This window comes from Paenibacillus sp. B-A-8 (assembly GCF_048572915.1).
GTDB lineage: Bacteria > Bacillota > Bacilli > Paenibacillales > Paenibacillaceae > Paenibacillus_AQ.
Genome location: NZ_CP183882.1, coordinates 4,591,160 through 4,614,297, shown reverse-complemented (window position 1 = coordinate 4,614,297; position 23,138 = coordinate 4,591,160). Strand labels below are relative to the sequence as shown.

At 43.9% G+C, this 23,138-nt stretch carries 21 protein-coding genes; 17 read left to right on the top strand and 4 right to left on the bottom strand.

What is annotated here, in order from left to right; translation table 11 throughout:
• Window positions 1-50: 50 nt before the first annotated feature.
• From ACN6MV_RS20725 to ACN6MV_RS20675, 11 genes are all read left to right on the top strand, one after another.
• Window positions 51-1,562: a sugar ABC transporter ATP-binding protein gene (locus ACN6MV_RS20725; protein WP_042129442.1), complete on the top strand. Its 1,512-nt coding sequence runs from the start codon at window positions 51-53 to the stop codon at window positions 1,560-1,562.
• A 93-nt stretch (window positions 1,563-1,655) separates the two neighbouring features.
• On the top strand, window positions 1,656-2,663 hold the full coding sequence (gene mglC, locus ACN6MV_RS20720) for a galactose/methyl galactoside ABC transporter permease MglC (RefSeq protein WP_042129441.1): 1,008 nt from the start codon (window positions 1,656-1,658) through the stop codon (window positions 2,661-2,663).
• Window positions 2,664-3,033: 370 nt separating this feature from the next.
• Entirely contained in the window at window positions 3,034-4,998 is a 1,965-nt protein-coding gene (locus ACN6MV_RS20715) for a WG repeat-containing protein (protein ID WP_419884745.1), read from the top strand.
• A gap of 257 nt (window positions 4,999-5,255) precedes the next feature.
• Window positions 5,256-6,011 carry a CAP domain-containing protein gene (locus ACN6MV_RS20710; protein ID WP_375103428.1) on the top strand — a complete coding sequence of 252 codons (756 nt, stop codon included), beginning with the start codon at window positions 5,256-5,258 and terminating at the stop codon, window positions 6,009-6,011.
• 250 nt (window positions 6,012-6,261) lie between these two features.
• Window positions 6,262-7,098 carry a GDSL-type esterase/lipase family protein gene (locus ACN6MV_RS20705; protein ID WP_419886786.1) on the top strand — a complete coding sequence of 279 codons (837 nt, stop codon included), beginning with the start codon at window positions 6,262-6,264 and terminating at the stop codon, window positions 7,096-7,098.
• 84 nt (window positions 7,099-7,182) lie between these two features.
• Complete coding sequence (locus ACN6MV_RS20700) at window positions 7,183-8,163, top strand: ABC transporter ATP-binding protein (RefSeq protein WP_419884744.1); 981 nt, start codon at window positions 7,183-7,185, stop codon at window positions 8,161-8,163.
• A complete protein-coding gene (locus ACN6MV_RS20695) occupies window positions 8,156-9,145 on the top strand; it encodes an ABC transporter permease (protein WP_419884743.1) in 990 nt (329 codons plus the stop codon). The genes ACN6MV_RS20700 and ACN6MV_RS20695 overlap by 8 nt, the downstream gene beginning before the upstream one ends.
• A 167-nt stretch (window positions 9,146-9,312) precedes the next feature.
• Window positions 9,313-11,295, top strand: coding sequence for a DNA topoisomerase IV subunit B (gene parE, locus ACN6MV_RS20690; RefSeq protein WP_042129430.1), 1,983 nt, complete (start codon window positions 9,313-9,315; stop codon window positions 11,293-11,295).
• Between the two features lie 254 nt (window positions 11,296-11,549).
• A complete protein-coding gene (gene gyrA / locus ACN6MV_RS20685; RefSeq protein ID WP_076119739.1) occupies window positions 11,550-13,991 on the top strand; it encodes a DNA gyrase subunit A in 2,442 nt (813 codons plus the stop codon).
• A 187-nt stretch (window positions 13,992-14,178) separates the two neighbouring features.
• Window positions 14,179-14,610 (top strand): MarR family winged helix-turn-helix transcriptional regulator, encoded by a 432-nt coding sequence (locus ACN6MV_RS20680; protein WP_042129426.1) that lies wholly within the window; start codon window positions 14,179-14,181, stop codon window positions 14,608-14,610.
• Window positions 14,607-15,161, top strand: coding sequence for a hypothetical protein (locus ACN6MV_RS20675; protein WP_339287381.1), 555 nt, complete (start codon window positions 14,607-14,609; stop codon window positions 15,159-15,161). Before ACN6MV_RS20680 ends, ACN6MV_RS20675 begins: the two co-directional genes overlap by 4 nt.
• Before the next feature lie 329 nt (window positions 15,162-15,490).
• Here ACN6MV_RS20675 and ACN6MV_RS20670 read toward each other — a convergent pair whose 3' ends face one another.
• Together ACN6MV_RS20670 and ACN6MV_RS20665 are read right to left on the bottom strand one after the other, a co-directional pair.
• Entirely contained in the window at window positions 15,491-16,237 is a 747-nt protein-coding gene (locus tag ACN6MV_RS20670) for an RluA family pseudouridine synthase (protein ID WP_231573831.1), read from the bottom strand.
• Window positions 16,238-16,240: 3 nt separating this feature from the next.
• Window positions 16,241-17,104: a class I SAM-dependent methyltransferase gene (locus ACN6MV_RS20665; RefSeq protein WP_042129425.1), complete on the bottom strand. Its 864-nt coding sequence runs from the start codon at window positions 17,102-17,104 to the stop codon at window positions 16,241-16,243.
• Between the two features lie 228 nt (window positions 17,105-17,332).
• Here ACN6MV_RS20665 and ACN6MV_RS20660 point away from each other — a divergent pair, with 228 nt between their 5' ends.
• From ACN6MV_RS20660 to ACN6MV_RS20645, 4 genes are all read left to right on the top strand, one after another.
• Window positions 17,333-18,193: a helix-turn-helix domain-containing protein gene (locus ACN6MV_RS20660; RefSeq protein WP_042129422.1), complete on the top strand. Its 861-nt coding sequence runs from the start codon at window positions 17,333-17,335 to the stop codon at window positions 18,191-18,193.
• 97 nt (window positions 18,194-18,290) lie between these two features.
• Entirely contained in the window at window positions 18,291-18,656 is a 366-nt protein-coding gene (locus ACN6MV_RS20655; protein WP_042129420.1) for a VOC family protein, read from the top strand.
• Window positions 18,657-18,825: 169 nt separating this feature from the next.
• Window positions 18,826-19,278, top strand: coding sequence for a flavodoxin (locus tag ACN6MV_RS20650; RefSeq protein WP_042129418.1), 453 nt, complete (start codon window positions 18,826-18,828; stop codon window positions 19,276-19,278).
• A 25-nt stretch (window positions 19,279-19,303) separates the two neighbouring features.
• Window positions 19,304-20,059 carry a hypothetical protein gene (locus ACN6MV_RS20645; protein ID WP_375103427.1) on the top strand — a complete coding sequence of 252 codons (756 nt, stop codon included), beginning with the start codon at window positions 19,304-19,306 and terminating at the stop codon, window positions 20,057-20,059.
• 65 nt (window positions 20,060-20,124) lie between these two features.
• On the opposite strand, the gene ACN6MV_RS20640 is transcribed toward ACN6MV_RS20645, so the two are convergent.
• Together ACN6MV_RS20640 and ACN6MV_RS20635 are read right to left on the bottom strand one after the other, a co-directional pair.
• Complete coding sequence (locus ACN6MV_RS20640; RefSeq protein WP_042129416.1) at window positions 20,125-20,970, bottom strand: GNAT family N-acetyltransferase; 846 nt, start codon at window positions 20,968-20,970, stop codon at window positions 20,125-20,127.
• Between the two features lie 83 nt (window positions 20,971-21,053).
• Window positions 21,054-21,347 carry a GNAT family N-acetyltransferase gene (locus ACN6MV_RS20635; protein WP_339287380.1) on the bottom strand — a complete coding sequence of 98 codons (294 nt, stop codon included), beginning with the start codon at window positions 21,345-21,347 and terminating at the stop codon, window positions 21,054-21,056.
• Between the two features lie 291 nt (window positions 21,348-21,638).
• Here ACN6MV_RS20635 and ACN6MV_RS20630 point away from each other — a divergent pair, with 291 nt between their 5' ends.
• Window positions 21,639-22,247, top strand: a complete 609-nt coding sequence (locus ACN6MV_RS20630; RefSeq protein WP_419884742.1) for a 50S ribosomal protein L25 — start codon at window positions 21,639-21,641, stop codon at window positions 22,245-22,247.
• Between the two features lie 244 nt (window positions 22,248-22,491).
• Window positions 22,492-23,136, top strand: coding sequence for a YhbD family protein (locus tag ACN6MV_RS20625; protein ID WP_042129412.1), 645 nt, complete (start codon window positions 22,492-22,494; stop codon window positions 23,134-23,136).
• Window positions 23,137-23,138 lie beyond the last annotated feature (2 nt).

The following is a 23,138-nucleotide window of genomic DNA, read 5'->3' as shown; positions in this document are numbered from 1 at the left end:
ACCGCTGTGCCTCTCATAAAAAAGAAAAAAAGCGTAGGGGGCGTAACAACATGGAAAAAGCTGAGTTTTTGCTGGAAATGAACAACATTACTAAAGAATTCCCCGGCGTCAAAGCGCTGGATGATGTTAGTTTAAAGGTCAGACCGGGTTCGGTTCATGCACTTATGGGCGAGAACGGTGCAGGTAAGTCCACACTCATGAAATGCCTTTTTGGTATTTATTCACCGGATGCCGGTGAGATTTTTTTGGATGGTGAGAAGGCTTCCATCAGCAGTTCCAATGATGCGTTAAAAAGCGGTATTTCAATGATTCACCAGGAGCTGCACCCCGTGCCGTTCCGAAGTGTTATGGAGAATATCTGGCTAGGACGTTTTCCAACGAAGGGAATCGGACCGATTCAGTTTATCGACCATAAGAAAATGTACACTGACACGGAAAATTTGTTTAAAGATCTGGATATCGATCTGAATCCTGAGACTTTAGTGGGTAAGCTGTCTGTATCCAAAATCCAATCCATTGAAATTGCGAAGGCTGTCTCTTTTCACTCCCGAGTTATTGTAATGGATGAACCCACTTCTTCCTTAACCAGTGTGGAGGTGGAGCATTTATTCCGGATCATACGGGACCTCAGAAGTAGAGGCGTAGCTATTATCTATATATCTCACAAAATGGAAGAGATTCTTGCAATCTCTGACGAAGTTACTATTATGCGTGACGGTAAAAAAATTGGTACCTGGCCAGCGGAGGAATTAACTACAGATTTAATCATTTCCAAAATGGTGGGTCGCGATTTAACGAATCGATTCCCAGAACGTTCTAACGTACCTGGCGAAGTATACATGAAGGTGGAAGGGTTAACCTCTCCGGAGGAAAGATCCTTTAAAGATGTATCTTTTGAATTAAGACGAGGTGAGGTCCTAGGGATTGGTGGTCTAGTAGGTGCCCAGAGAACCGAGGTTATTGAGGCATTGTTCGGTCTGCGAGCCTTGAAATCCGGAACGATCTCTATTAAAGGCAAGAAGGTTAATATCAATTCTCCGAAGGATGCGAAGAAACACGGAATGGCTCTGCTTACCGAAGAGCGTCGTGTAACAGGCATATTTCCAGTTTTGTCTGTTCATGAGAATGGTGCCATCGCTAATCTACATCGTTACCAGAAGCTTCTTCTTCTACTAGATGGAAAAAAGAAGAAAGTGGAAGTCGATAAAATGATTGAAAAATTACGTACTAAAACACCAACAACCAAAACGCTAATCATGAATCTTTCCGGTGGGAATCAGCAAAAGGTGTTACTTGCCAGATGGCTGCTGACTGAGCCCGAAATCCTGCTTCTGGACGAGCCGACTCGTGGTATCGACGTAGGGGCTAAATTCGAGATTTACTCCATTATTACCGACCTGGCCCAGCAAGGGAAGAGTATCATTATGATCTCCTCTGAAATGCCGGAGCTGCTCGGAATGTCTGACCGCGTAATGGTCATGTCGGAAGGTAGACTCACCGGTATACTAGAAGGCGAGCAAGCTACGGAAACCGAAGTTATGCGTCTCGCTGCACAGCATTAGGATAGGAATGTACTGATAGTTTTGCTAGGCGAAACTAGATTTGGTTTACGAAGAGAACTACTCTTCGCGTAACTTTAAGGAGGAACACTACTAATGAACGTTAAAAGAACTCAAACCTTTATTACGCAAAATGCCATTTATATTGTATTGGTACTTCTGATTATGGGTATTGCTTTATACGAACCGGCCTTTATCTCTGTAAATACTTTACGAGACATATTAATCCAATCGTCCACGCGAATTATTATCGCGCTTGGTGTTGCCTTTATCCTTATTACGGCAGGTACTGACTTGTCCGCTGGGCGTGTGGTTGGTTTCACGGCAGTTATCTCTGCCTCCATGCTGCAAATTCCGGACTATTCCCGGCGCTTTTTCCCTGATCTGCCGCAGGTTCAAGTATGGCTTCCAATCCTTATAGCTATTATAGCTGGTCTTCTCTGCGGACTCATAAACGGTATTGTCGTTTCCAAACTGCATGTTCCGCCGTTTATAGCAACACTGGGCACGATGGTTATTGTTTATGGTTTAAACTCACTGTACTTCGATATGGATCCTAACCAATCTCAGCCGATTGGCGGTCTGCGTCCTGATTTCACCAAAATTGGTTCTGGCTTTATAGGAAGCGGCCAATACTCAATTCCGTATATCGTGCTGATAGCCTTGGGTGTCGCCGCCATTGTGTGGGTGGTATTCAATAAAACCAAGCTGGGTAAGAACATGTATGCGATTGGCGGAAACATGCAGGCAGCTAAAGTATCCGGTATCGATGTTTCTAAGAATCTGATTTATATCTATGCAATTGCTGGTGCCCTTTATGGTCTGGCAGGTGTTCTGGAAGCTGCTAGAACAGGTGGAGCAACAAATAACTACGGTAACATGTATGAGCTTGATGCCATTGCAGCTTGCGTAGTGGGTGGTGTATCTACAACCGGGGGTATCGGTACTGTACCGGGTGTTCTAGTGGGGGTTATCATCTTTACTCTCATTAACTACGGTCTGACCTTTATCGGTATTAGCCCGTACTATCAATTGATTATCAAAGGTTTGATCATCATAGCCGCGGTCGCATTTGATATGCGGAAGTACTCTTCGAAGAAGTAGCTTGGTTTGATGATCGTATAGAAGTCTGTGAACTAAATCGATCATTTCATTACTCTTATAAAGGGCTGAAGAAGCGTTTGCTAGTAATAGGCAAATGCTTTTTGGCATGTCTATTTCGTTGCTAACTAGTGCTAGTCTTCTCCATGACTCAGAACCTCAATCGCGCTTCTATACTAACCTAATGTCTCTTACATTACTACACGGCCCTCCTCATGCCATTCTCGCAACTTGATCATCCGGTACCACGCATCACCCCACCTCGGCGAACCAGTCTCGCACACTCACCCCATATCACCAATATCAAAAGCACATAAACCAACATTCTCCCATATTCTATAGGCAAATGCCTTTGTTAAAGGGGAGCGACTGGATGTTAAGAATAAGGTTGAATGAGCTGGGGAAAGGGAATGAGAATGGACCGTTACAGGCGGATGTATGGAGATGGGACGGTATTGGCTGGAACGAATATATTACACAGCAAGATGAAGATTTCATACGTACGGAAGAGGAGCTATTCGTCACAATCCCAGCAGAGGCGGGATTATATCGTGTTGACTACTCCAATAAGCCATATGAGACGCCTTACGTATTACCGGAGTGGGTTGACGACGATTTAAGAAATACTGGGCTACATCCGGCACCTTTTAATCTTAAAGAGGGTACGCTCTGGGGATATATTAATGACGAAGGTCGCGCCCAGATTGAACCTAGATACGAATATGCTGAGGAGTTTCAGAAGAATGGGTTAGCAATTGTGCAGCGAAAAAACAGTAGCGGACTGATTGATAGCTCTGGACGGGAGCGGGTAAAGCCCATTTACTCGTTTATTGCCCCTTTTTCAGAAGGACGCGCAGTGGTGTCTGATGCGAAAGGGTACACATTTATCGATGAAAAAGGTAAAGAAGTGACTCCAGCCCGTTATGATTATCTGAACTCATTGCATGAGGGATTGGCATTATTTTCAAAACAAAATACAACCGGCGGTCAATCGCTATATGGGTACGTAGATGCGCAAGGCAAAGAGGTATTGCCTGCCATTTATGTGGACGCCAATGATTTTATGAATGGTATGGCTTTGGTTAAGATAAAAGAGGGAGAGTATGCACTTATCGACCCTGAAGGCAATATTTTGCATACGTACAATCATCCTTTCGTAGGGAGTCCTGGTGAGGGGCTACTCGCTTATCAAGCAACTGTGAACGGTAAGTACGGATATTTGAACACGGATGGTACGGTAGCAATTCAGCCACAATTCACTTCCGCTTTACCTTTCTCGGAGGGGCGTGCAGTGGTGAATACCGCTGAGAATTATGGTAACGCCTACGGGCTGATTGATAAACAAGGAAGAATGATCATCCCCGCAAAATATTATGAAGTTCTGCAGCTTGGTGAAGGCAGAGCAGCCATAGGAACACCAATATTCCCTAGTCAACCTTATCGAGGCTCACGCTACATTATCGCCGATGCAGAGACAGGAGCGATTCTGAGCAATCATACCCTGCTTGGTGTGAATAATTATCAGGACGGACTGGCGTCTGTGTATGATGCTAAGGAGACCTTTTTTATAGATCGAACCGGAAAAAGAGCAGCTCAGCCTCCAGTCATCCAAGGAACCGGAACGCTTACCCTTAGCGGACGCTTAATTAGAGCAGATATAGATCAACGTACAGCTTATTATGACCGTCAAGGCAAGCAAATTTGGAGGCAAAATGGCGTCATTCCACTGAGACCTCCTTATTCCGTTGTGGAGAAGAAATACAAACCGAACAGAGATTATCTGGTCTACTATCCGGTTGTTGAGGGAATTGCCAGTGCGGAAGTTTCAAGAGAGGTAAATGATAAGCTGCGCAAGCTGTCACTTGCTGAAGATGCTGGTAATGGTGGAGCAGCACAGGATTTCAGTTATAATGGTGATTTTTCAGTATCCTTTTTCCGCAAAAACCTTCTAGTGCTGGAGTTAACGGGTTACCGTTATCCTTTTGGAGCAGCCCACGGCATGCCTACCAAAATCTATACACATACTAATCTACGTAACGGAAGGTTCTATAAACTGGGTGATCTGTTCAAGCCAGGAAGTAGATACGTGGAGAAGCTAAGTAAAATCGTAGGGAAGCAGATTGAAAACGATCCTCAGTACTCTTATGTTTTTCCGGATACGTATAAAGGAATTACCTCAGATCAGCCTTTCTTTGTAGATAATGAGGCGTTGTATCTTTACTTCGCACCATATGAGATTGCTCCTTATTCTGCAGGTTTTCCTACTTTCCGAATTCCATATGCAGAAATTATGGGACTTATCTCTACGGAGGGAGAATTTTGGCAGTCGTTTCACTAGATACCTGATACACTTAAGCATACAAAAGTCGCTATTCTCTCGAGAATGGCGACTTTTTTTGCTTTTTAACGCTAATATCGAATGAATTCAGTCTCGGAAAACTTACAAACAAGACTATTAAATGTTAAAAATTAGAAGAGCACAGCTGATAGATTTATGCTACAATGACTGAGGAACAAATTACAACTTTGTAACATTTGTAGCTGGTCACTCTAAGCAGGAACATATATTACACACAAGAAAGAGGAGATGGCAGAATGAAGAATAAGAGATTAAGAGCAATTATTGGTGGTAGTGTAGCAGCTGTTATGGCACTTAGTATTTCTCTTCCACTCGAAGCGAATGCAGCCTCAACTGAAGTAACAGTCATTAAATCAGGAACTAGCTATGAGCAAGTTTTACAATATTTAAAACAAGCTAACCTACAGGGACTTCCTATTTTTAATAGCACAATCGTGGTGTCCAAGCCTCAAACTGGAACGGTTCCAAATAAAGATACATCCACCGGAACTCCGGTTACTAAGCCTTCGGATACAACTACTGTGACTAAGCCTGTAACTAAGCCTTCGGATACAACTACTGTAACTAAACCTGTGACTAAACCCACAGAGACTACACCAAGTACCGGTTCTGTGAGCAATAAAGAAACTTATGTTCAGCAGATCGTAACGTTGGTAAATAAAGAACGTGCGGCAGCTGGTCTGAAGCCCGTTTCTGGATTGGACAGCCTTCATAAAGTAGCTGCTACAAAAGCTACGGATATGCGCACGAACAACTATTTCTCACACACTTCACCTACGTATGGTTCACCTTTTGACATGATGAAATCCTTTGGGATCACTTATAACGCTGCAGGCGAGAACATCGCTATGGGTCAAAAAACACCAGAAGAAGTAATGAAAGCATGGATGAATAGTCCGGGTCACCGCGCTAATATTTTGAATGCTAACTTCAATTATATCGGTGTAGGTTATGACAATAACTACTGGGTTCAAGAATTTATCGGTAAATAAGTAAATTAACCATTACTGTAATCAAACGTTCTCCGAAGAAAATCGGGGAACGTTTTTTTGTGTCGGAGCTCTAATCACCAAATTTTTTTTGAGGATTTTCATGTCTTTATTTGGATTAAAAATGCAGAGCAGCAGGATTTATTTCTATTTTAGACATTTGCAAAACCGGTAGGGAAGATTTATGTTTATGTACATAGTTAAGATCTTTGTAAAATGTGGAACAATACATAATAGAACGGCACACGGAGGGATGGCTTTGAATGATTCAAAGTGGACATGGCGCACGGTCAGCCTGATTTCCATAATAACAACAATAATTCTAATTGTAGGTTTAGTTTATGCGGTCAAAGACATCATTTATCCGGTTGGAGAAGCGTCAGAGACAAATTTGCCACAGCAAACAGCCGCTCCAGTGACGGAGACGACTAAGAAGCTAAAGGTTGTTGCTCTCGGAGATTCGCTAGCCAAGGGAACTGGTGATAACACCGGAGAAGGATTTGTTAAGCGCACGGTTAGTGGTTTATCCGCTAAAGGTATCGAAGTTGATTTTTTAGGGAACATGGGGATCAATGGTTTGACTACTGCAGGACTGCAAAGCAAGCTGGAAGAAGATGGAGTGGATTACGCACTGCACATGGCAAATGTCATTCTGCTCTCGATCGGAGGGAATGATTTATTCAAGGACTCGAACATTTTGCAGAATAGCGGCGCGCTTCAGAGTGAATCCACAACGGATCAAGAGCTAACGCCAGAGTCATTGCTCGCAGCTCTTCCCGAAGCAGCAGCCAGATTGGGTAAGGTTCTTGAGAAGATCATGGAGATCAATCCGAACGCTCAAATTTATTATATGGGGTTATATAACCCCTTTGGAGATATCCCAGATCTACTTGTACCAGGTAATCAGGCGGTTACGAAGTGGAATAATGCAGCTATGGAAATTATTAACAAGCACAGCAATATGACCTTGGTTCCTACCTTTGATTTGTTTAACAAGCACTTGGACAAATATTTATCAACGGATCATTTTCATCCGAATGGGGATGGATATCAGCGAATCGGAGAGCGATTCATTCAGGCTATACACTAAATCATAAGATGGCTGTGTTAGATAACATATCCTTTGAACAAGTACTAGTCGAGGAAATGACAGTAACAAGGAGATAAGCAGAATATGACAAAAGCGAACAGTGGAGAATCCAGCCCGGTCGTCTTGTCTGTGGACGGGGTACGGAAAAAAATAGGACGAAAGTGGATTATTGATAATGTTACGTTTGATGTGAGAGAAGGAGAAATATTTGGCTTCCTAGGACCCAATGGTGCTGGGAAGACGACTACAATTCGAATGCTTGTCGATTTGATTCGTCCTAGCGAGGGCAAGATTACGGTATGTGGTTACAATGTGAATCGAAATCCGGAAAAAGCGTTGCAATTTGTTGGCTCTATCGTTGAGAACCCTGAGGTATATACCTATTTGACCGGATGGGAGAATTTACAGCATTTTGCCCGCATGCAGCCTGGTATTGATAATGCTCGTATTAGCGAAGTCGTAGATATCGTTCGGCTGGATCAACGAATCCATGATAAGGTAAGTACATATTCACTTGGGATGAGACAGCGTTTAGGTATAGCGCAAGCGCTGCTGGGACGTCCGCGTCTGCTTATTCTGGACGAGCCTACAAATGGCTTAGATCCAAAGGGAATTAAGGAGTTACGAGAATTTATACGCAAGCTGGCTGATGAGGGCCTAGCGGTATTTGTATCGAGTCATTTACTCAGCGAAATTCAGCTTCTTTGTGACCGTGTTGCGATTATTAGCAAAGGACGTGTGCTGGCGGTAGGTGCGGTAGATGAGCTGATCGCTCGAAATTCGCCTTACGTTCTTTGGGAGCTGGAGCCTTTTGCTGAAGCTCGGGCACTGCTGGCTGATCGCCCGGACATTCAGATTCAGAAGCTGGAAGAAGTCACCTTGGATGATTCTATTATTGCAGGGATGGGTCCGAATTCTTTAATCACTATTATGGAGCAGGATTTAATCCCCGAGATTGTGGCCGTAATGGTGACTTCTGAAATCGAAGTTAGGGCTGTGCATAAAATCAATCCGACACTGGAACAGCTATTCTTGAAACTAACGGAGGGTGAGAACGTTGAATAATATGCTTCCGTTAATCCGTAATGAGTGTTTAAAAATCATTAAAAAGAAACGGTTTTATGTTATACTGCTGATTCTGATTGTATTGGTGCCTATGTTTACCTACGCTCAGATGCGATCAGCGGAGCGTAGCCGAGATAAATTCAATTCCGATTGGCGTCTGGAGATCCAGCAGCAGATCATTGATAATCAAAATTCTTTGGGCAGTGATCGAATTCCAGAGGAATGGAAGACTTATCGGCGAATATTTGTACAGCAGCTTCAATATTACCTACATCATGATGTGAATCCGAACGAGCCAAGTGGCGTTACGTTTACCCGAGAGTTTTTGGATAATTCGGTTACTTTATTTATTCCACTGCTCATAATGGCGGTAGCATCGGATTTAGTCTCTGCGGAGCGAACCACAGGAACGATCAAAATGCTGCTGACAAGGCCAGTTAAGCGCTGGAAAGTCTTATTTAGTAAAATGGCGGCGCTGCTTATGTTTGTCTCGCTTATCGTACTCTCCACATTTGTGATCAGCTACCTAATCTCCGGTCTGGCTTTTGGATACAAGGGTTTTAATATCCCTGTATTTACAGGCTTTAAGATCAGTGGGGACTCGGTGGATATGTCTACCGTACATGCAGTGCCACAGTGGAAGTATATGCTTATGCAAGGTGGATTGGTCTGGTTCGTTAGCGTCGTAGTTGCCTTGCTTGCTTTTATGATCTCTGTACTTGTAAGGAGCACTGCTGCTAGTATAGTGGTCATGATGGCAGCGCTGATCGCCGGGAATATTTTGACCAATATGGCTTCAGCGTGGACAACAGCGAAATATTTATTTATGGTAAATCTTGGACTGACCGGTTATTTGTCAGGAACGCCTGCACACATAGAGGGGATGTCCTTGTCATTTTCCATGGCTGTGCTGGCTGTATGGGGGGCCGCTTCGGTGATCATTTCATTCGCCGTCTTTACGAAAAGGGATATTTTGAATTAGAATGTACAAAGTGACCAAAACGTTTGTTTGCATTTCTTGAAATATAAGAAGTATAAGATTTGCATCTATACTTAATATCTTATATTTCTCGCTTAAAGGCTTACCGTCTTTAAAAGGACGCCGAAGGCGCTAATGCTTGAGTATAGAGAAAAGAAGGAGGAGCATGAATGCTCGAACAGATCGATATGTTTGCTGAAGTTTCTAATAACGGCGAGAATGGCCGTACTGGATACGATGCTGACGACATTCAAGTGCTCGAAGGTCTAGTTGCAGTTCGCAAACGACCTGGCATGTATATCGGCAGTACAAGTTCTTCGGGACTACATCATCTAGTATGGGAAATTGTAGATAACGCTGTGGATGAGCATTTAGCCAAGTATTGTACGAAGATTGATTTACTACTTCGCAAAGATGGCTCAGTAACAGTGACTGACAACGGTCGTGGAATTCCTACTGGAATGCATAAGACAGGAGTGCCAACGCCGCAGGTTGTATTTACAATTTTGCATGCAGGCGGTAAATTCGGTGGATCTGGTTACAAGAAATCAGGCGGTTTGCATGGCGTCGGAGCCTCAGTGACGAATGCTTTGTCTGAATGGCTTGAAGTAGAGATCTATCGTGAAGGCAAAATCCATCGTCAACGTTTTGAATATTGGGTGGACAAGAAGGGGAAAGAGCATGTTGGCGAACCTGTAACAGGCCTTGAAATTCTGGGCAACACCAACAAAACCGGTTCGAAAATCACTTTTAAACCGGACATTCGCGTCTTTCCAAATGGAATAGCCCTGAATTATGACACACTGGCAGAGCGGGTACAGGAGATTGCCTTTCTGAATTCCGGTCTGCGTATTACGCTGCATGATGAGCGCAGTAATCGTCAGGACGAATTCTTTTACGAGGGTGGAGCAAGCCAATTTGTTCAATTCCTGAACGAGGGTAAGGATGTTCTGCATGATGTCATTCATTTCAGCGCAGAAAAAGATGATATCGAAGTGGAAGTAGCCCTTCAGTACAATGGAGGCTATACAGAAACCTTGGCTTCCTTCGTTAACTCCATTCCTACTCGTAGCGGTGGTACTCATGAGACTGGCTTTAAGACTGCGTATACTCGTGTGCTAAATGACTATGCCCGGCGTACACAGTTGCTTAAAGAAAAGGATAAGAATTTAGAAGGAAATGATTTACGCGAAGGTATGATGGCTGTCATTAGTGTCAAAATGTCCGAGGTTGAATTTGTTGGACAGACGAAGGATCAGCTCGGTAGTGCTTCTGCCCGTAGTGCAGTAGACTATATCGTATCTGAGAATATGGCTCGTTTCCTGGAAGAAAACCCACAGGTTGCACAAAGTCTTCTGAAAAAGTCGATTCAAGCTTCGAAGGCTCGGGAAGCGGCTCGCAAAGCCCGTGATGAGATTCGTACAGGTAAGAAACGCAGCGAGAGCTCGAATCTTGGCGGTAAATTATCACCTGCGCAGTCTAAGGACGTTACACGAACCGAGCTGTTCATCGTAGAAGGTGATTCGGCCGGAGGCTCGGCGAAGCAAGGCCGTGATTCTAAGATTCAGGCGATCCTGCCGCTAAAAGGAAAACCGATGAATCCGGAAAAAGCCAAGCTGTTGGATATCCTGAAGAACGATGAATATAAAGCGATCATTTCCACGATTGGTGCAGGAATTGGTCCAGACTTTACCGTCGAAGACAGCAATTATTCCAAAATTATTATTATGACCGATGCGGATACAGATGGAGCGCATATTCAGGTGCTGCTGCTGACATTTTTCTATCGTTATATGAAGCCGTTACTAGATGCTGGAAAGGTCTTTATCGCTCAGCCTCCGCTATATAAGCTGACCCGTAAAACGGGCAAGCTGGAGACCGTAAGATATGCTTGGAGTGATGAAGAACTGCAAAATTACTTAAAGGAATTCGGCAAAAACTTCGAGCTTCAGCGTTATAAAGGATTGGGTGAGATGAACCCGGATCAGTTGTGGGAAACGACGATGAATCCAGAGTCGCGTACACTGCTTCAGGTGCAGATTGAGGATGCTGCTAAAGCGGAGCGCCGCGTTTCTACACTAATGGGTGATAAAGTCGATCCTCGTAAACGCTGGATTGTTGAAAATGTCGATTTCACTGAAATTGTAGAGTAGTTGCAGCTAGTATTGCTGCAAGTGACGAATACTTCCACTGTTTTTAATTTTTTGGTGATAGGCAAACGGAGTGGCGGAATCGTTCTGGAGGAGCGTTAGCGTTCGCCTTTGTTTCCGGATTTTATCCGCTAATAGCGGTATAATCGAAAAATCTGGAAACAACAGCGACCGGAAGAATGATCCGCAAAGCGAAGTTAAAGAATATCACCAATCTTTAAGAAAGTGGACAGATTGAGGAACAGAAGGTGAGCAAAGTGAGTAGTTTATCAGAACAATTTTTGCCGGCTTTTCTGGAAGAGGTCGTCGGTGACCGCTTTGGTCGGTATTCCAAATACATTATTCAGGACCGGGCTATTCCCGATGTCCGCGATGGACTTAAGCCTGTACAGCGTCGGATTCTTTATGCGATGTACGATTCTGGCAATACGCCTGACAAGCCGTATCGCAAGTCCGCCAAAACCGTCGGGGATGTAATGGGTAATTACCATCCACACGGTGACTCCTCGATTTATGATGGTATGGTTCGTATGGCACAGCCATGGAAGATGGGGCATGTACTTGTTGATGGTCACGGCAACTGGGGCTCGATGGATGATGACCCAGCTGCAGCGATGCGTTATACGGAAGCACGGTTATCTCCGATTGCAATGGAGATGATGCGTGATATCGAGAAGCGGACAGTATTGTTTAAGGATAACTTTGACAATACAGCTAAAGAGCCTGTTGTTGTTCCCTCTCGGTATCCGAACTTACTCGTGAATGGTACGAGTGGGATTTCCGCAGGTTTTGCCACTGAAATTCCGCCGCATAATCTGCGTGAGGTTATTGATGCTTGCATCGCAGTGATGCAAAAGCCGGATATTGAACTTGAAGATATCATGACCTTCATGAAAGGTCCGGATTTTCCTACTGGCGGCACTATCATGGGTGGCGATGGCATCATGGATGCATACCGCACAGGTAAAGGTCGTATTTACTTGCGCTCCAAGACTGAGATTGAGAATATGCGTGGCGGTAGGCAACAAATCGTGATTACTGAAGTTCCCTTCCAGATTGTAAAATCACGACTAGTTACCTCCATGGAGAACATTCGGTTAGAGAAGAAGATCGATGGCATTGCCGAGGTTCGTGATGAGAGTGGACGAGAAGGTCTTCGGATTGTAGTTGAACTCAAAAAAGAGGCTGATGCCCAAAGCGTTTTGGCGTATCTGCTCAAAAAAACCGATCTTCAAATCACTTATAACTTCAATATGGTAGCTATAGTTAACAAAGCTCCGCAACAGCTTGGTCTTAAAGCCATCCTGGAGGCTTATATTGCTCATCAGCGTGAAGTTGTGACTCATCGCACCCAGTTTGATCTGGAACGCGCAGAAGACCGTGCTCATGTCTTAGAGGGCTTGGTTAAAGCACTGAATATTCTAGATGAGGTTATCGCTGCCATCAAGGCATCGAAGAACCGACAGGATGCTCAGAACAATCTCGTGTGGATGTTCGGGTTCAGTGAACGTCAAGCGGACTCCATTCTTACCTTGCAATTGTATCGTCTGACTAATCTGGAGATTACTTCACTCCAAAAAGAATTGGACGAAATGATGGCAAAGATTACACATCTGCGCGGCATATTGGAAAGTGACAAGAAGCTCGTAGCTGTAATCCGTAAGGAATTACTGGAGATCCGCGACAAGTACGGGATCGATCGCCGTTCTCTGATCCAAGGCGAGGTTGAGGAGATTAAGGTTAGCCTTGAAGCGTTGGTCAACGCAGAGGATGTGTTAGTAGCACTTTCCGCAGACGGTTATATTAAGCGTACAAGTATGCTTTCCTTTACCCGTTCTGGTGGTGAACGCCATACATCGGGTGTTAAAGAAGGCGATCATATCGTCAAGCTGCTCGATGTGAATACCCGTGACAGTTTGCTGGTATTTACGCGAAAAGGACAATACTTCTTGCTTCCAGTTCACCAGATACCGGAGTTTAAATGGAAAGAACCTGGCACAGCGATCGTTAACGTTATCGGATTGTCTAAAGGGGATGGAATCATAAGTGTGATTCCGGTCAATAATCTTGATGATCCGCAGCAAAGTCTTGTGTTTATCACCCGTAGAGGTCAGGTTAAGCGTACAGAGCTCAAGGAATACTCTACAAGCCGTTCCGGAGCTGTAGCAGCCTGTAAGGTAGCAGACGGTGATGAGATCATTACAGTGGCTACTAGTACGAATGACAAGGATATTGTACTCGTGACTCGTGAAGGAATGAGTATTAGATTCCATGAGAATGAAGTTAATCCTATGGGCCGTGTTGCATCCGGTGTAAGAGGGATTCAGCTTCGTGAGGGCGATGAGGTGATTTCTTGCTTCTGGGTCAGCGAAGATGAAGGTGAGATTCTCTCCATCTCTGATATTGGATATGCAAAACGTTCATTACTAGTAGATTATCCATCTCAAAGCCGTGGTGGAAAAGGGATGCCAACCTTTGAATTTAAGGAAGGCAAACGAGTACGACCAAATGGCAGTAGATTGGCAGGGGCTTTCTATTGCAGAGAACCGCTGGAACTGAATGCTATTACAAAGGAGAATGCACATCACACATTCTCTTCTGAATCTGCACCACTTGGAGAGCGTCGTTCTACGGGTAAACAGATTGTCCCTGTAGAGAAAAAAGATGAGATTGTTAATCTTTTTCCGGCAGTTAAGTAAAACTAATCAGTAATTAACAGATTAAGGTGTTTAGTCAATTCTTTTTGAGAACTGACTAAACGCCTTTTTTTAATGTTCTTGCTCAACCGTGCAGAAGATTTATTTTTCTTCACTTGCAGGAAATGGAATTTGTTTCGCGAAAATGTAGTTATACCGGATAGAACCGCGAGGAAAGGAAGGAATAAGTGTGCACGCTTCTGAATTCAGTAAAATATGGCATAAAATTTTGAAAGATTACAAACTACATATGGACAGTAATCTTGCCCCATCGCTAACGGATGCCCAGCTCACAGTACTTGAACTGCTTCAGGAACGTGATGCCATGAAGCCTTCTGATCTGGCTCCACATCTGGCGACCAGTCCTGCAGCGGTTACTATGTTACTTGATCGGATGGAGAAAAATGGGCTTATCATTCGGGAGAGAGATGCTGCGGACCGCCGTATTGTATGGGTGAGTATAACCGAGATTGGAACGCAAGAGACTGTACGTGGTTTGAAGATCCGCAGTGATTTTTTTGCAGAAGCGCTTGATCCGATTTCCTCTCATAACCAACAGTTACTACTTTATTTAATGGGCAAAATGGTAGTTACAGCTACGCCGGAAGGTTCTACGCCGTGAATAAGCTAGCTTTGTTGTATCATTATTACGATAAAGCTACGGGTCCATTTCAGAATTTATCTGATTTACCACCACAAGAAGCAGAACAAATTCTGAATGATCTACGACACCAGAATAGAAGCTTTGCAAGTAAACGTTCGCAAGATTATCTTGAAATTCGACGGAGCCTTGAAGCAAAAGCCAGAGAATTATTTATTCAAAAAGGTGGAAAGCCATCGCGAGCTTACCCACATTATATGACACTAGGAGAGTGTCCGTGGTTATTAGACTGGTATCCAGAAGCTAAAAGCCTGCAGCTTTCCGTTGATCAATTTAATGCTGAGGGTATCAGCTTCACCTACGGGGATTTATTTCCTACAATGAGATATAAAGATGGTAAACCTTATCGCAATCAAGTGTATACCAAGGACGAGATCGTCCGTGTAATAGAACAATTTGGTATGCCGCAGGAATGGAATACCAGCGGTGACAAGGGACCTGAACGATATATTGAGGCCCAGATATGGGATGACAAACCTATAAATATCTTATTAGAGTATTTAGAGAAATGAAGGAAGTAGTGTTTAGAGGCACGAAGTAGGCATTTAGAAATACTTAGTTGTATTTCGTACAGCTACAAGTTGCTATTCACTCTGCCAAATAGATATAACTGTATTTTATACACCTAAACGCAGGGTTATCTTTACTTTTGAGAGGTTTAGCCAGTTTTTAATTGTAGAGAATGCACTTGAAATCCGATTGACTGCTTTTTTATTGTGAATAAGTGTACAGAATGCAGCTACTGGGTTCAATCAACCCACCGTAGATCTAAAAAAACAGGCAGCGATTCTCCGGTTAATGGACAATCACTGCCTGTTTTAAATTGCAAGAAAGGGCTGTTTTAAGAAAGCTCTTTTTTTAGTATTTCCCGCGACCACAGATCCCAAGGATAGGTTTGTGGCGGAAGAGAAATGAGTTCTACTTCTTCTTTAGTAACAGGGTGGGGAAAGCCTACAAGTGCAGACCACAGTGCAATTTGCTGTCCAGGTCTGTTCACCGAAGCCCCATACTTCTGATCACCGTATAAGGGGCAGCCGATGGAGCTAAGCTGCACTCGAATTTGATGTGAACGACCGGTAAGTAAATCGATCTTGAGCAGACTGTAACCCTCAGCGCTGCCAAGTACCGTGTAATCCAGAATGGCTTCCTTACCGCCGGGTGTTCCTTTCCGGACTACGGTGACGGTATTGCTCTTGGCGTCTTTAAGCAGCGTATCGGTAAGACGGCCATGAGATGCTGGTGGTTTACCGTGCACGACCGTTAAGTACACCTTATGAAAGCTGTGAGTTCTGACACACTCGGATAGTCTTGATGCTGCTTTTGATGTCTTGGCAAAGATCATTGCACCTCCAACCGGACGATCCAGGCGGTGGACTAGCCCCATATAGACATTGCCAGGTTTGTTAAAGCGTTCCTTCACATCTTCTTTGAGCAGGTTGAGCAGATCAGGATCTCCAGTAGCATCCTCCTGAACAGGAATATTCACGGGCTTCACAATGCCTAGAAGATGATTATCTTCGTATAACACTTCAAAGCGCTTCGACATTCCGTCCAACGGCTCATTGCTGCCAGATAAATGCTGTGTCATGGCTTACGCCTCCCAGCGTCCCAGAATACCGCATGGCAGGTTCATGCCGGAGGAAGTGATCGGAAGACCGATTTCGCCGGAGGTGAGCTTCCCACCATAACGTTTACCCATGGTCATCGACAACATATTACGTAGGACAGTTGGAGAAATCCCTGTGGTGTATGAATTGATTAGCATAAACAAAGGTTTGTCGCTCATAATTTGCATACAGCTCTCAAGGAAAGGATATAAGCTGGATTCCAGCTTCCACATTTCTCCGCCAGGTCCTCTTCCATACGAAGGAGGGTCCATTATAATCGCATCATACTTACTACCACGACGTTGTTCACGTTGTACGAATTTGAATACGTCATCCGTGATGTAGCGAACTGGACGATCACCCAGGCCGGACAGCTGGACATTTTCTTTGGCCCATTGCACCATTCCTTTAGCTGCATCCACGTGAACAACAGAAGCGCCGGCACTTGCTGCGGCTACAGTAGCTCCACCAGTGTAAGCAAATAGATTCAGTACTGAGATCGGACGGTTAGCAGCCGCAATCTTGTCCATCATCCAGCTCCAGTTGGCCGCTTGTTCAGGGAATAGCCCTGTATGCTTGAAATTCGTAGGACGGAGGTGGAATTTTAATTTTCCGTAACTAATCTTCCAATCGTCCGGAATCGTTTTTTTCATTTCCCATTGTCCACCACCAGCCGAGGAACGGTGATAATGACCATGTACATCACGCCATTTCGCGGTCTCATTGGAGAGTGGCCAAATAATTTGCGGATCAGGACGGCGCAGGATAATGTCACCCCAACGTTCAAGCTTCTCTCCACCGCCAGTGTCAATTACTTCATAGTCTTTCCAGTCGCTAGCTATATACATTTTTTAATCCATCCTTCAAAAATTCATTTAGCCTTTATTGTACATCATTTCACCATATAGCTACAAACAAAATACGCACAGGTCTAATGCACTGTTTATTTTATTGAATGAAGATAATGTGTATAATATTTCCATGCTGACTGCTGTTATTCTGGCAGATCAAGCAGCGATTGTGTATGATCAGAATCCAGAGTGCTTACAATTTTACCGATCGGAGAACAGCAGCTTATGTTCAATCTCGCACCTCTATATTTCCCGATAACTGCAAATCCAGCCCAAACCAGTGAATATCTACCCAACCAAGCTTTGCAGCCGTATATTCGCTGTTTCTGGGGCTCTGTTGCACCACGTATTCGTACGGATGTATCAGTTCCCTTAATGGACAAGATATCTTGTTATGAACCTCGAAATGAAACGATTATTCCGGATACATGCATGGACATTATTTGGGATTTAGATGAATCAACAGGGATAACAACATCCGTTTTTTCTGGCATCAATGATGCTCCATTTGAGGTGCCTTCAGACAGGGGGGAAGGGTTGATTTCACGATTCGGTATCCGATTTCATTTCTGGGCTGTTCATTTTTTTGCGGATGACCATCTGCGGGATGTCTTGAATGCATTTGTGGATGTAGACCATTACTTTAGTACGTTTAAAAGTGAGCTTGGACTATTGCTGGAACAAGCAAACTCTATGGATGAAAGAATAGCGGTAGCTGAGGCTTATCTGTTTCAGCGTCTTGACCGTGGAGGCCGGACTAACGATCGGATGATGAATGCCGTTTATACCCTAATTAAACAAAAGGGTGTCGTAACCGCTGAGGATTTGGAAGCCAGCTCTAATCTAAGCAGACGTCAACTCGAAAGACTGTTTCAAGAATACATAGGTGTATCACCTAAAAAAACAGCTGATCTTGTGCGATTTCAGAATGTATGGCGGGAAATGTATCATCAGCCTGTGCAGACGAAGAATATGCAGGATCTTATTTTTTCGTATGGATTCAGCCATCAGCCGCATTTCATAAATAGTTTCAAGAAATATGCAGGAAGAACACCACTTGAAGCTTTAGTCTATGCTGGCAGATAAAATGTCGCAATTTTGCAATACAAAGGCTGTTAGCCTTGTTAAACTAAATTCAAGTTAAAATTGACACTATGATGCTGAGAATGAAAGGGGACAAATTATGATTTCGTCTTTTGAAGGTACTAACATTTACACCAAGGACACAGCAGCGCTGGCTGCATTTTACTCGGAGGTGCTGGGTATTCCTATCCCGTTCGAAGGTTATGGCAATTTTGATGGCGCAAAGATTGGCTTTGACAAGAAGCAGCCTGGAATTATCATTTGGGATGCGACAAAATGGGACAAGCTCACGACAGGCTTTGTTAATTTAGTGTTCGGCTGCGATAATCTCGATGAGACGTATGAGCAATTAAAAGCTAAGGGACTGGATTGTCAGCCGCCGGTTACGATGGAGTATGGCGGGAAGGAAATGAACTTCCGCGATCCTGAGGGGAACCACATTACCTTACTCGAAGGAGCATACTAATTCAGTATTGAGCAAAAATAAGGATCGAACGCAAGCTTAACCGTGTGAATAACCGGGAGTTTGCGTTTTTTTATTTTTATCATTTGACAATGATAATCATTATCAAATAGAATGAGGGGGAAGCACACATCATTTAAATTTTATGTTTAGTAATGGGAGGAACAGATAGATGACTAAAGTGCTAGTGGCGTATGCCAGTTTAACTGGGAACACTGAGGAAATGGCTGAATTGATTGTAGAGGGAATACGCCAAGCAGGCGGTGAAGCCGTTTTGAAATCGGTCACTGAATGTAATGCGATTGAGATAAATTCATATGAAGGCGTTCTGTTAGGAGCATACACTTGGGGAGATGGAGAGCTGCCGGATGAAGCTCTTGATTTCTATGAGGAGATGGATGAGCTTGATTTGACCGCTATGAAATCAGCAGTTTTCGGTAGTGGAGATACAGGTTACGCCATTTATTGTGGAGCGGTGGACTTATTTGTGGAGAAGTTAAAGGAACGCGGGGCTTTTATATTACAGGATAGCCTAAAGATTGAATATGGACCGAACGCTGCTGAAAAAGAAGCTTGCCGCCAATTCGGTCGTCAATTTATCGAAGCTTGTACGGTGGTTTCATAGGATGGGCGGGCCAGCGGGAAGTTGGATGAAGAAATCAGTGAGTTTACATACGCCATCGTATAAACGGTTGCATGATTATCGAGTGGAGCACATTATGCTTGGTGGAGCCGAGAATTTATCAAGCGGTGCTCCAGCGACCGGGCTCCCACGCTGGCGCCAGCAGGTTCAATATGCTGTAGGGCATACACTTAACGACTTCTACAGTTTGTTGCCTGAAGTTCGAAGGGAAACACCTATACAATTTCTGTTAGAGCGTCGATGGCCTCCTAGAGGGGACGCATTTCCTTCATTACTTCAATATTGGGATATCAAGACGAGTATAGCTGATGAACTTATGCGTATCGTTTCGACCAATCATCTAGAGGAAATTCCGGTAATGCTATACGAGCAGTGGTATGTGCCCGTGCCGGAGTTGAATCTGGAGCTATCTATGATTACTCAATTGGCTTGGAATTCTTCTCAGCATGGTCGAAGTCTGAACATTCAGAAATTTATGGTGAATGGCAATGAGGATACCGTTGCAGGCTTTTTGCATATGACTAATGTCTTTTGTTATGCGGCCTACGGAGAGCCTGCAGAGACCGTGGAAATTTACTCTTTACTAGAGGGGCATAAATACACTTACAAGGGAAATGCAGTCCCGTATAAGGAGTCTTTGGATTACGTGCGATTGTTATCTGTATTTCTGGATCAGGAAGTGCTCGCTGACGGCTCGTTAAGCTGCAGTAACCGTAGAAGTGATAGAGGCGAAGCTAATGTTGGAGGCTTTGGACTCATGTGATAATAAGAAAGCCTCCTGCTCTACAGGCGAGAACGCCATTAGACAGGAGGCTTTAATTCTATGGATTAGCCGATATAGCGGTAATAATCCTGTTTATTCTGAATGACAAAGCCACAGCTTTCATATAGCTTAAGCGCATTAGGATTATCTAGAGCGACCTCCAGATTAATGCCATTATAGTTTTTACGTTCTCGTTCGATCGTTTGAAGAAGTGCGCTTCGACCAATACCAAGTCCTCGTAGCTTCTTGTTGACGGTAAACCCATAAATCCAAGTTTCATTATCTTCGGTCCACAGTCGCATTTTACCAACAGGTTGTCCGTCCATTTCGATCATAATATGCTCTTGCAGATCTTCTTGCTTCTGCAGGTCATAAAGTTCGGCGGCATCTGCTGTCTTCATGTCAAAGCCTCCACAATCCAGCTCTACGAGGATAGGTGCTTCGTCTGCACGAGCAGGTCGTAAGATCACAGTTCCTGTCGCTGAGCTTGCTTCAGAAGAAGCAACCGAATCTCCGCTCCATTTCATTTGATATTCCGCGTGGTTGAACTGAAGAGGTAGTGTTTGCAGGAACGCAGCTCCGGAAGCTGAGGAGGCGGGAGCATTTAGAAGCAGGCTATCAACATTGCCCCGTTTGATAATCGTCTGTGCCCGGTTCCACAGGGAGGTGAAGATTCCACGTCGACGGTAACCTGGTCGAACCATACCGCAAACTTCCATTTCACTTCCGAATCCATACAAACCTAGGAATCCGACCAGTAGTTCATCATCATAGGTCACAAGCCATTCTGTATCACCAACATTTGATGGGCCGCGAAGCATATCCCAATTCAACTTTAGTGAAATTCCGTCATATTGCTCACAGCGTTCTTGTAACTCCTCTATATTTCTCAAAGTATCAGTAGTAGTCAAACCCGTTTCCTCCTAAAGTGTATTTGAACTAAGTGAATAAGTTCGAATAGGTTGATAAAGCTTTACGGAAACGGGAAGAGAGATCAGTCTCGTCCGCCTGTGTTCCCGCTCAGCACGTCCTTATACTCCGGATGCTTCTCGAATTGATGAGCTGCATAGGAGCACACAGGAACAATTTTTAAATTTTCATTTCGGGCTTTATCTACAACAGCCCGTACAAGTTCTTCACCGGTACCTTGCCCGCGCAGTTCTTCAGAGACACGGGTGTGGTCAATGACCAATTCCCCAGCCTCTTTATCCAAACTGTATGTGATCTCGGCAAGGTCCTTACCGTCATTCGCAACAAAAAAACGATCTGTCCCATTTTGAATTTGCATCTTATGGCTTCACTCCTAAATTGTTATTGCCTATATTTTACTACTGCGATTTGTAAAAAGCGAGAAGATACCCAGATAGGATTGCAGTTATCCGTGAGCAACTCATTGTTTCCTAAGTTATGAATAATTATTGTTAAATTGTATGATAATACAATTTAACCCTGTTATAACCTGCATTAATAAGATCCTTAATGGTTCAAAGGCAGGACAAATGGGTAATAAGAGAGTGGTTAGGTTATACGTACATATCTAATCGGTCTTGTTTAAAATCCCTACTTAGGAGGAATCATCATGAATACAACAGTACGTTTGACAGAAAGATCCGGCTCGACTTCTTCACAGCGCAGAAAAGGCTTTGTACCGGTCGTCGTGTACGGTGCAGGTTCAGATAGCCGATCCTTTTCAGCGGATGCTAAGACAATTACCGGGATTTTGGCTAATAACCCTCGGGCAGTTCTAACATTGGAATTGCCAGACTCAGGCAAAAAGAATGCTGTCATTCAAGAGATTCAGCGCCAGCCCGTATCCAAACAACTACTTCACATTGATTTTCAGCAGATTGATATGAAAGCCAAATTGGATACAAAAGTAGCATTCCACTTTACTGGCGAGCCCGTTGGTGTGAAAAGTGGTGGCGTACAACAAATTGATTTGCATGAACTGGAAATTCGTACACTTCCAGATAAATTAACGGCATCTTTTGAAGTGGATATTAGTGGACTGGATATTGGAGATCAATTGCTGGTGTCCGATTTGCCAAAGCATGAAGGCTGGGAAATTTTGACGCCTGAGGACACTTTGATTGTCCGGATCGCACCTCCAACAGCTCAAGAGCCGACAGAAGAGGATGCTGCTGAACCAGCTGCAGTGGAAGCTTCTGGAGAAGACAAAGCTGAATAATCTTGATTTAGTAATACAGTAGATGAATTATAGCAGACAGTTTCCTTACTATTAGGAGCTGTCTGCTTTTTTGTGCTGAGAGTGGAAATCCTCCTCTAGACGGAGGTTTACTTTTTGCCTGTGTCGTAAAATCTTGGAGGGAAACTTTAATGCAATGATTTGTTGCGGTAGAGAAGTTAAGGGGGAGTGTTTTCTTTACAACGTAACAGTGTTATGTTACGATGCTTTCAAGGAGTGATCGCATATGGAAGATGATTTGATTTCGAAGAAGCAACTGCTGGATTTAACCGGTATTTCATATGGGCAATTGTACCGCTGGAAAAGGAAGCAGTTAATTCCCGAGGAATGGTTTATCCGTAAATCTACCTTCACTGGGCAAGAGACTTTTTTTCCTAGAGAGATGATCTTGTCGCGGATTCACAACATTGTGAATATGAAAGATGGGCTGTCCTTGGATGAAATGGCTGATAAGCTATCGGATAAGGCATCCTTTGAAAAGGTGAGTATAACTGCTAAGGAAATTGTAGAACGTAACATTGTTTCGACAACGACGCTGAGGAAATTTGGAGAAAGTCTCGGTGATGAAAGTAAATATACTTTTGAGGAGCTCGTTCATTTATTCGCTGTAGACCGCCTGCTTAGTGCTGGGGAAATGAGTATGGAGGAGGCGGAGCTTCTGTTTCGCACTTTGCAGGAGAAAGTTTCAAGGCTCGAGAGTGGAAGCTGGGAATTGTTTTTTGTCCGGAAAATGGGGGTTTCATCTTTCATTCTGGCACAAGCGCCTGCGGAGTTATGGTTTGATGAAGGGGTTAGATTAGTCAGTAAAATGACATATGCAGATTTGATCGAACAATTGAAAGGTAAGCTTGCCTACAAGCTTGTTGAATAGGA

Coding starts and splice junctions, on each gene's coding strand:
- ACN6MV_RS20725 (WP_042129442.1), top strand. CDS start 51: ATGGAAAAAGCTGAGTTTTTGCTGGAAATGAACAACATTACTAAAGAA.
- mglC (WP_042129441.1), top strand. CDS start 1,656: ATGAACGTTAAAAGAACTCAAACCTTTATTACGCAAAATGCCATTTAT.
- ACN6MV_RS20715 (WP_419884745.1), top strand. CDS start 3,034: ATGTTAAGAATAAGGTTGAATGAGCTGGGGAAAGGGAATGAGAATGGA.
- ACN6MV_RS20710 (WP_375103428.1), top strand. CDS start 5,256: ATGAAGAATAAGAGATTAAGAGCAATTATTGGTGGTAGTGTAGCAGCT.
- ACN6MV_RS20705 (WP_419886786.1), top strand. CDS start 6,262: ATGGCTTTGAATGATTCAAAGTGGACATGGCGCACGGTCAGCCTGATT.
- ACN6MV_RS20700 (WP_419884744.1), top strand. CDS start 7,183: ATGACAAAAGCGAACAGTGGAGAATCCAGCCCGGTCGTCTTGTCTGTG.
- parE (WP_042129430.1), top strand. CDS start 9,313: ATGCTCGAACAGATCGATATGTTTGCTGAAGTTTCTAATAACGGCGAG.
- ACN6MV_RS20670 (WP_231573831.1), bottom strand. CDS start 16,237: ATGACACAGCATTTATCTGGCAGCAATGAGCCGTTGGACGGAATGTCG.
- ACN6MV_RS20665 (WP_042129425.1), bottom strand. CDS start 17,104: ATGTATATAGCTAGCGACTGGAAAGACTATGAAGTAATTGACACTGGC.
- ACN6MV_RS20660 (WP_042129422.1), top strand. CDS start 17,333: ATGTTCAATCTCGCACCTCTATATTTCCCGATAACTGCAAATCCAGCC.
- ACN6MV_RS20655 (WP_042129420.1), top strand. CDS start 18,291: ATGATTTCGTCTTTTGAAGGTACTAACATTTACACCAAGGACACAGCA.
- ACN6MV_RS20650 (WP_042129418.1), top strand. CDS start 18,826: ATGACTAAAGTGCTAGTGGCGTATGCCAGTTTAACTGGGAACACTGAG.
- ACN6MV_RS20645 (WP_375103427.1), top strand. CDS start 19,304: ATGAAGAAATCAGTGAGTTTACATACGCCATCGTATAAACGGTTGCAT.
- ACN6MV_RS20635 (WP_339287380.1), bottom strand. CDS start 21,347: ATGCAAATTCAAAATGGGACAGATCGTTTTTTTGTTGCGAATGACGGT.
- ACN6MV_RS20630 (WP_419884742.1), top strand. CDS start 21,639: ATGAATACAACAGTACGTTTGACAGAAAGATCCGGCTCGACTTCTTCA.
- ACN6MV_RS20625 (WP_042129412.1), top strand. CDS start 22,492: ATGGAAGATGATTTGATTTCGAAGAAGCAACTGCTGGATTTAACCGGT.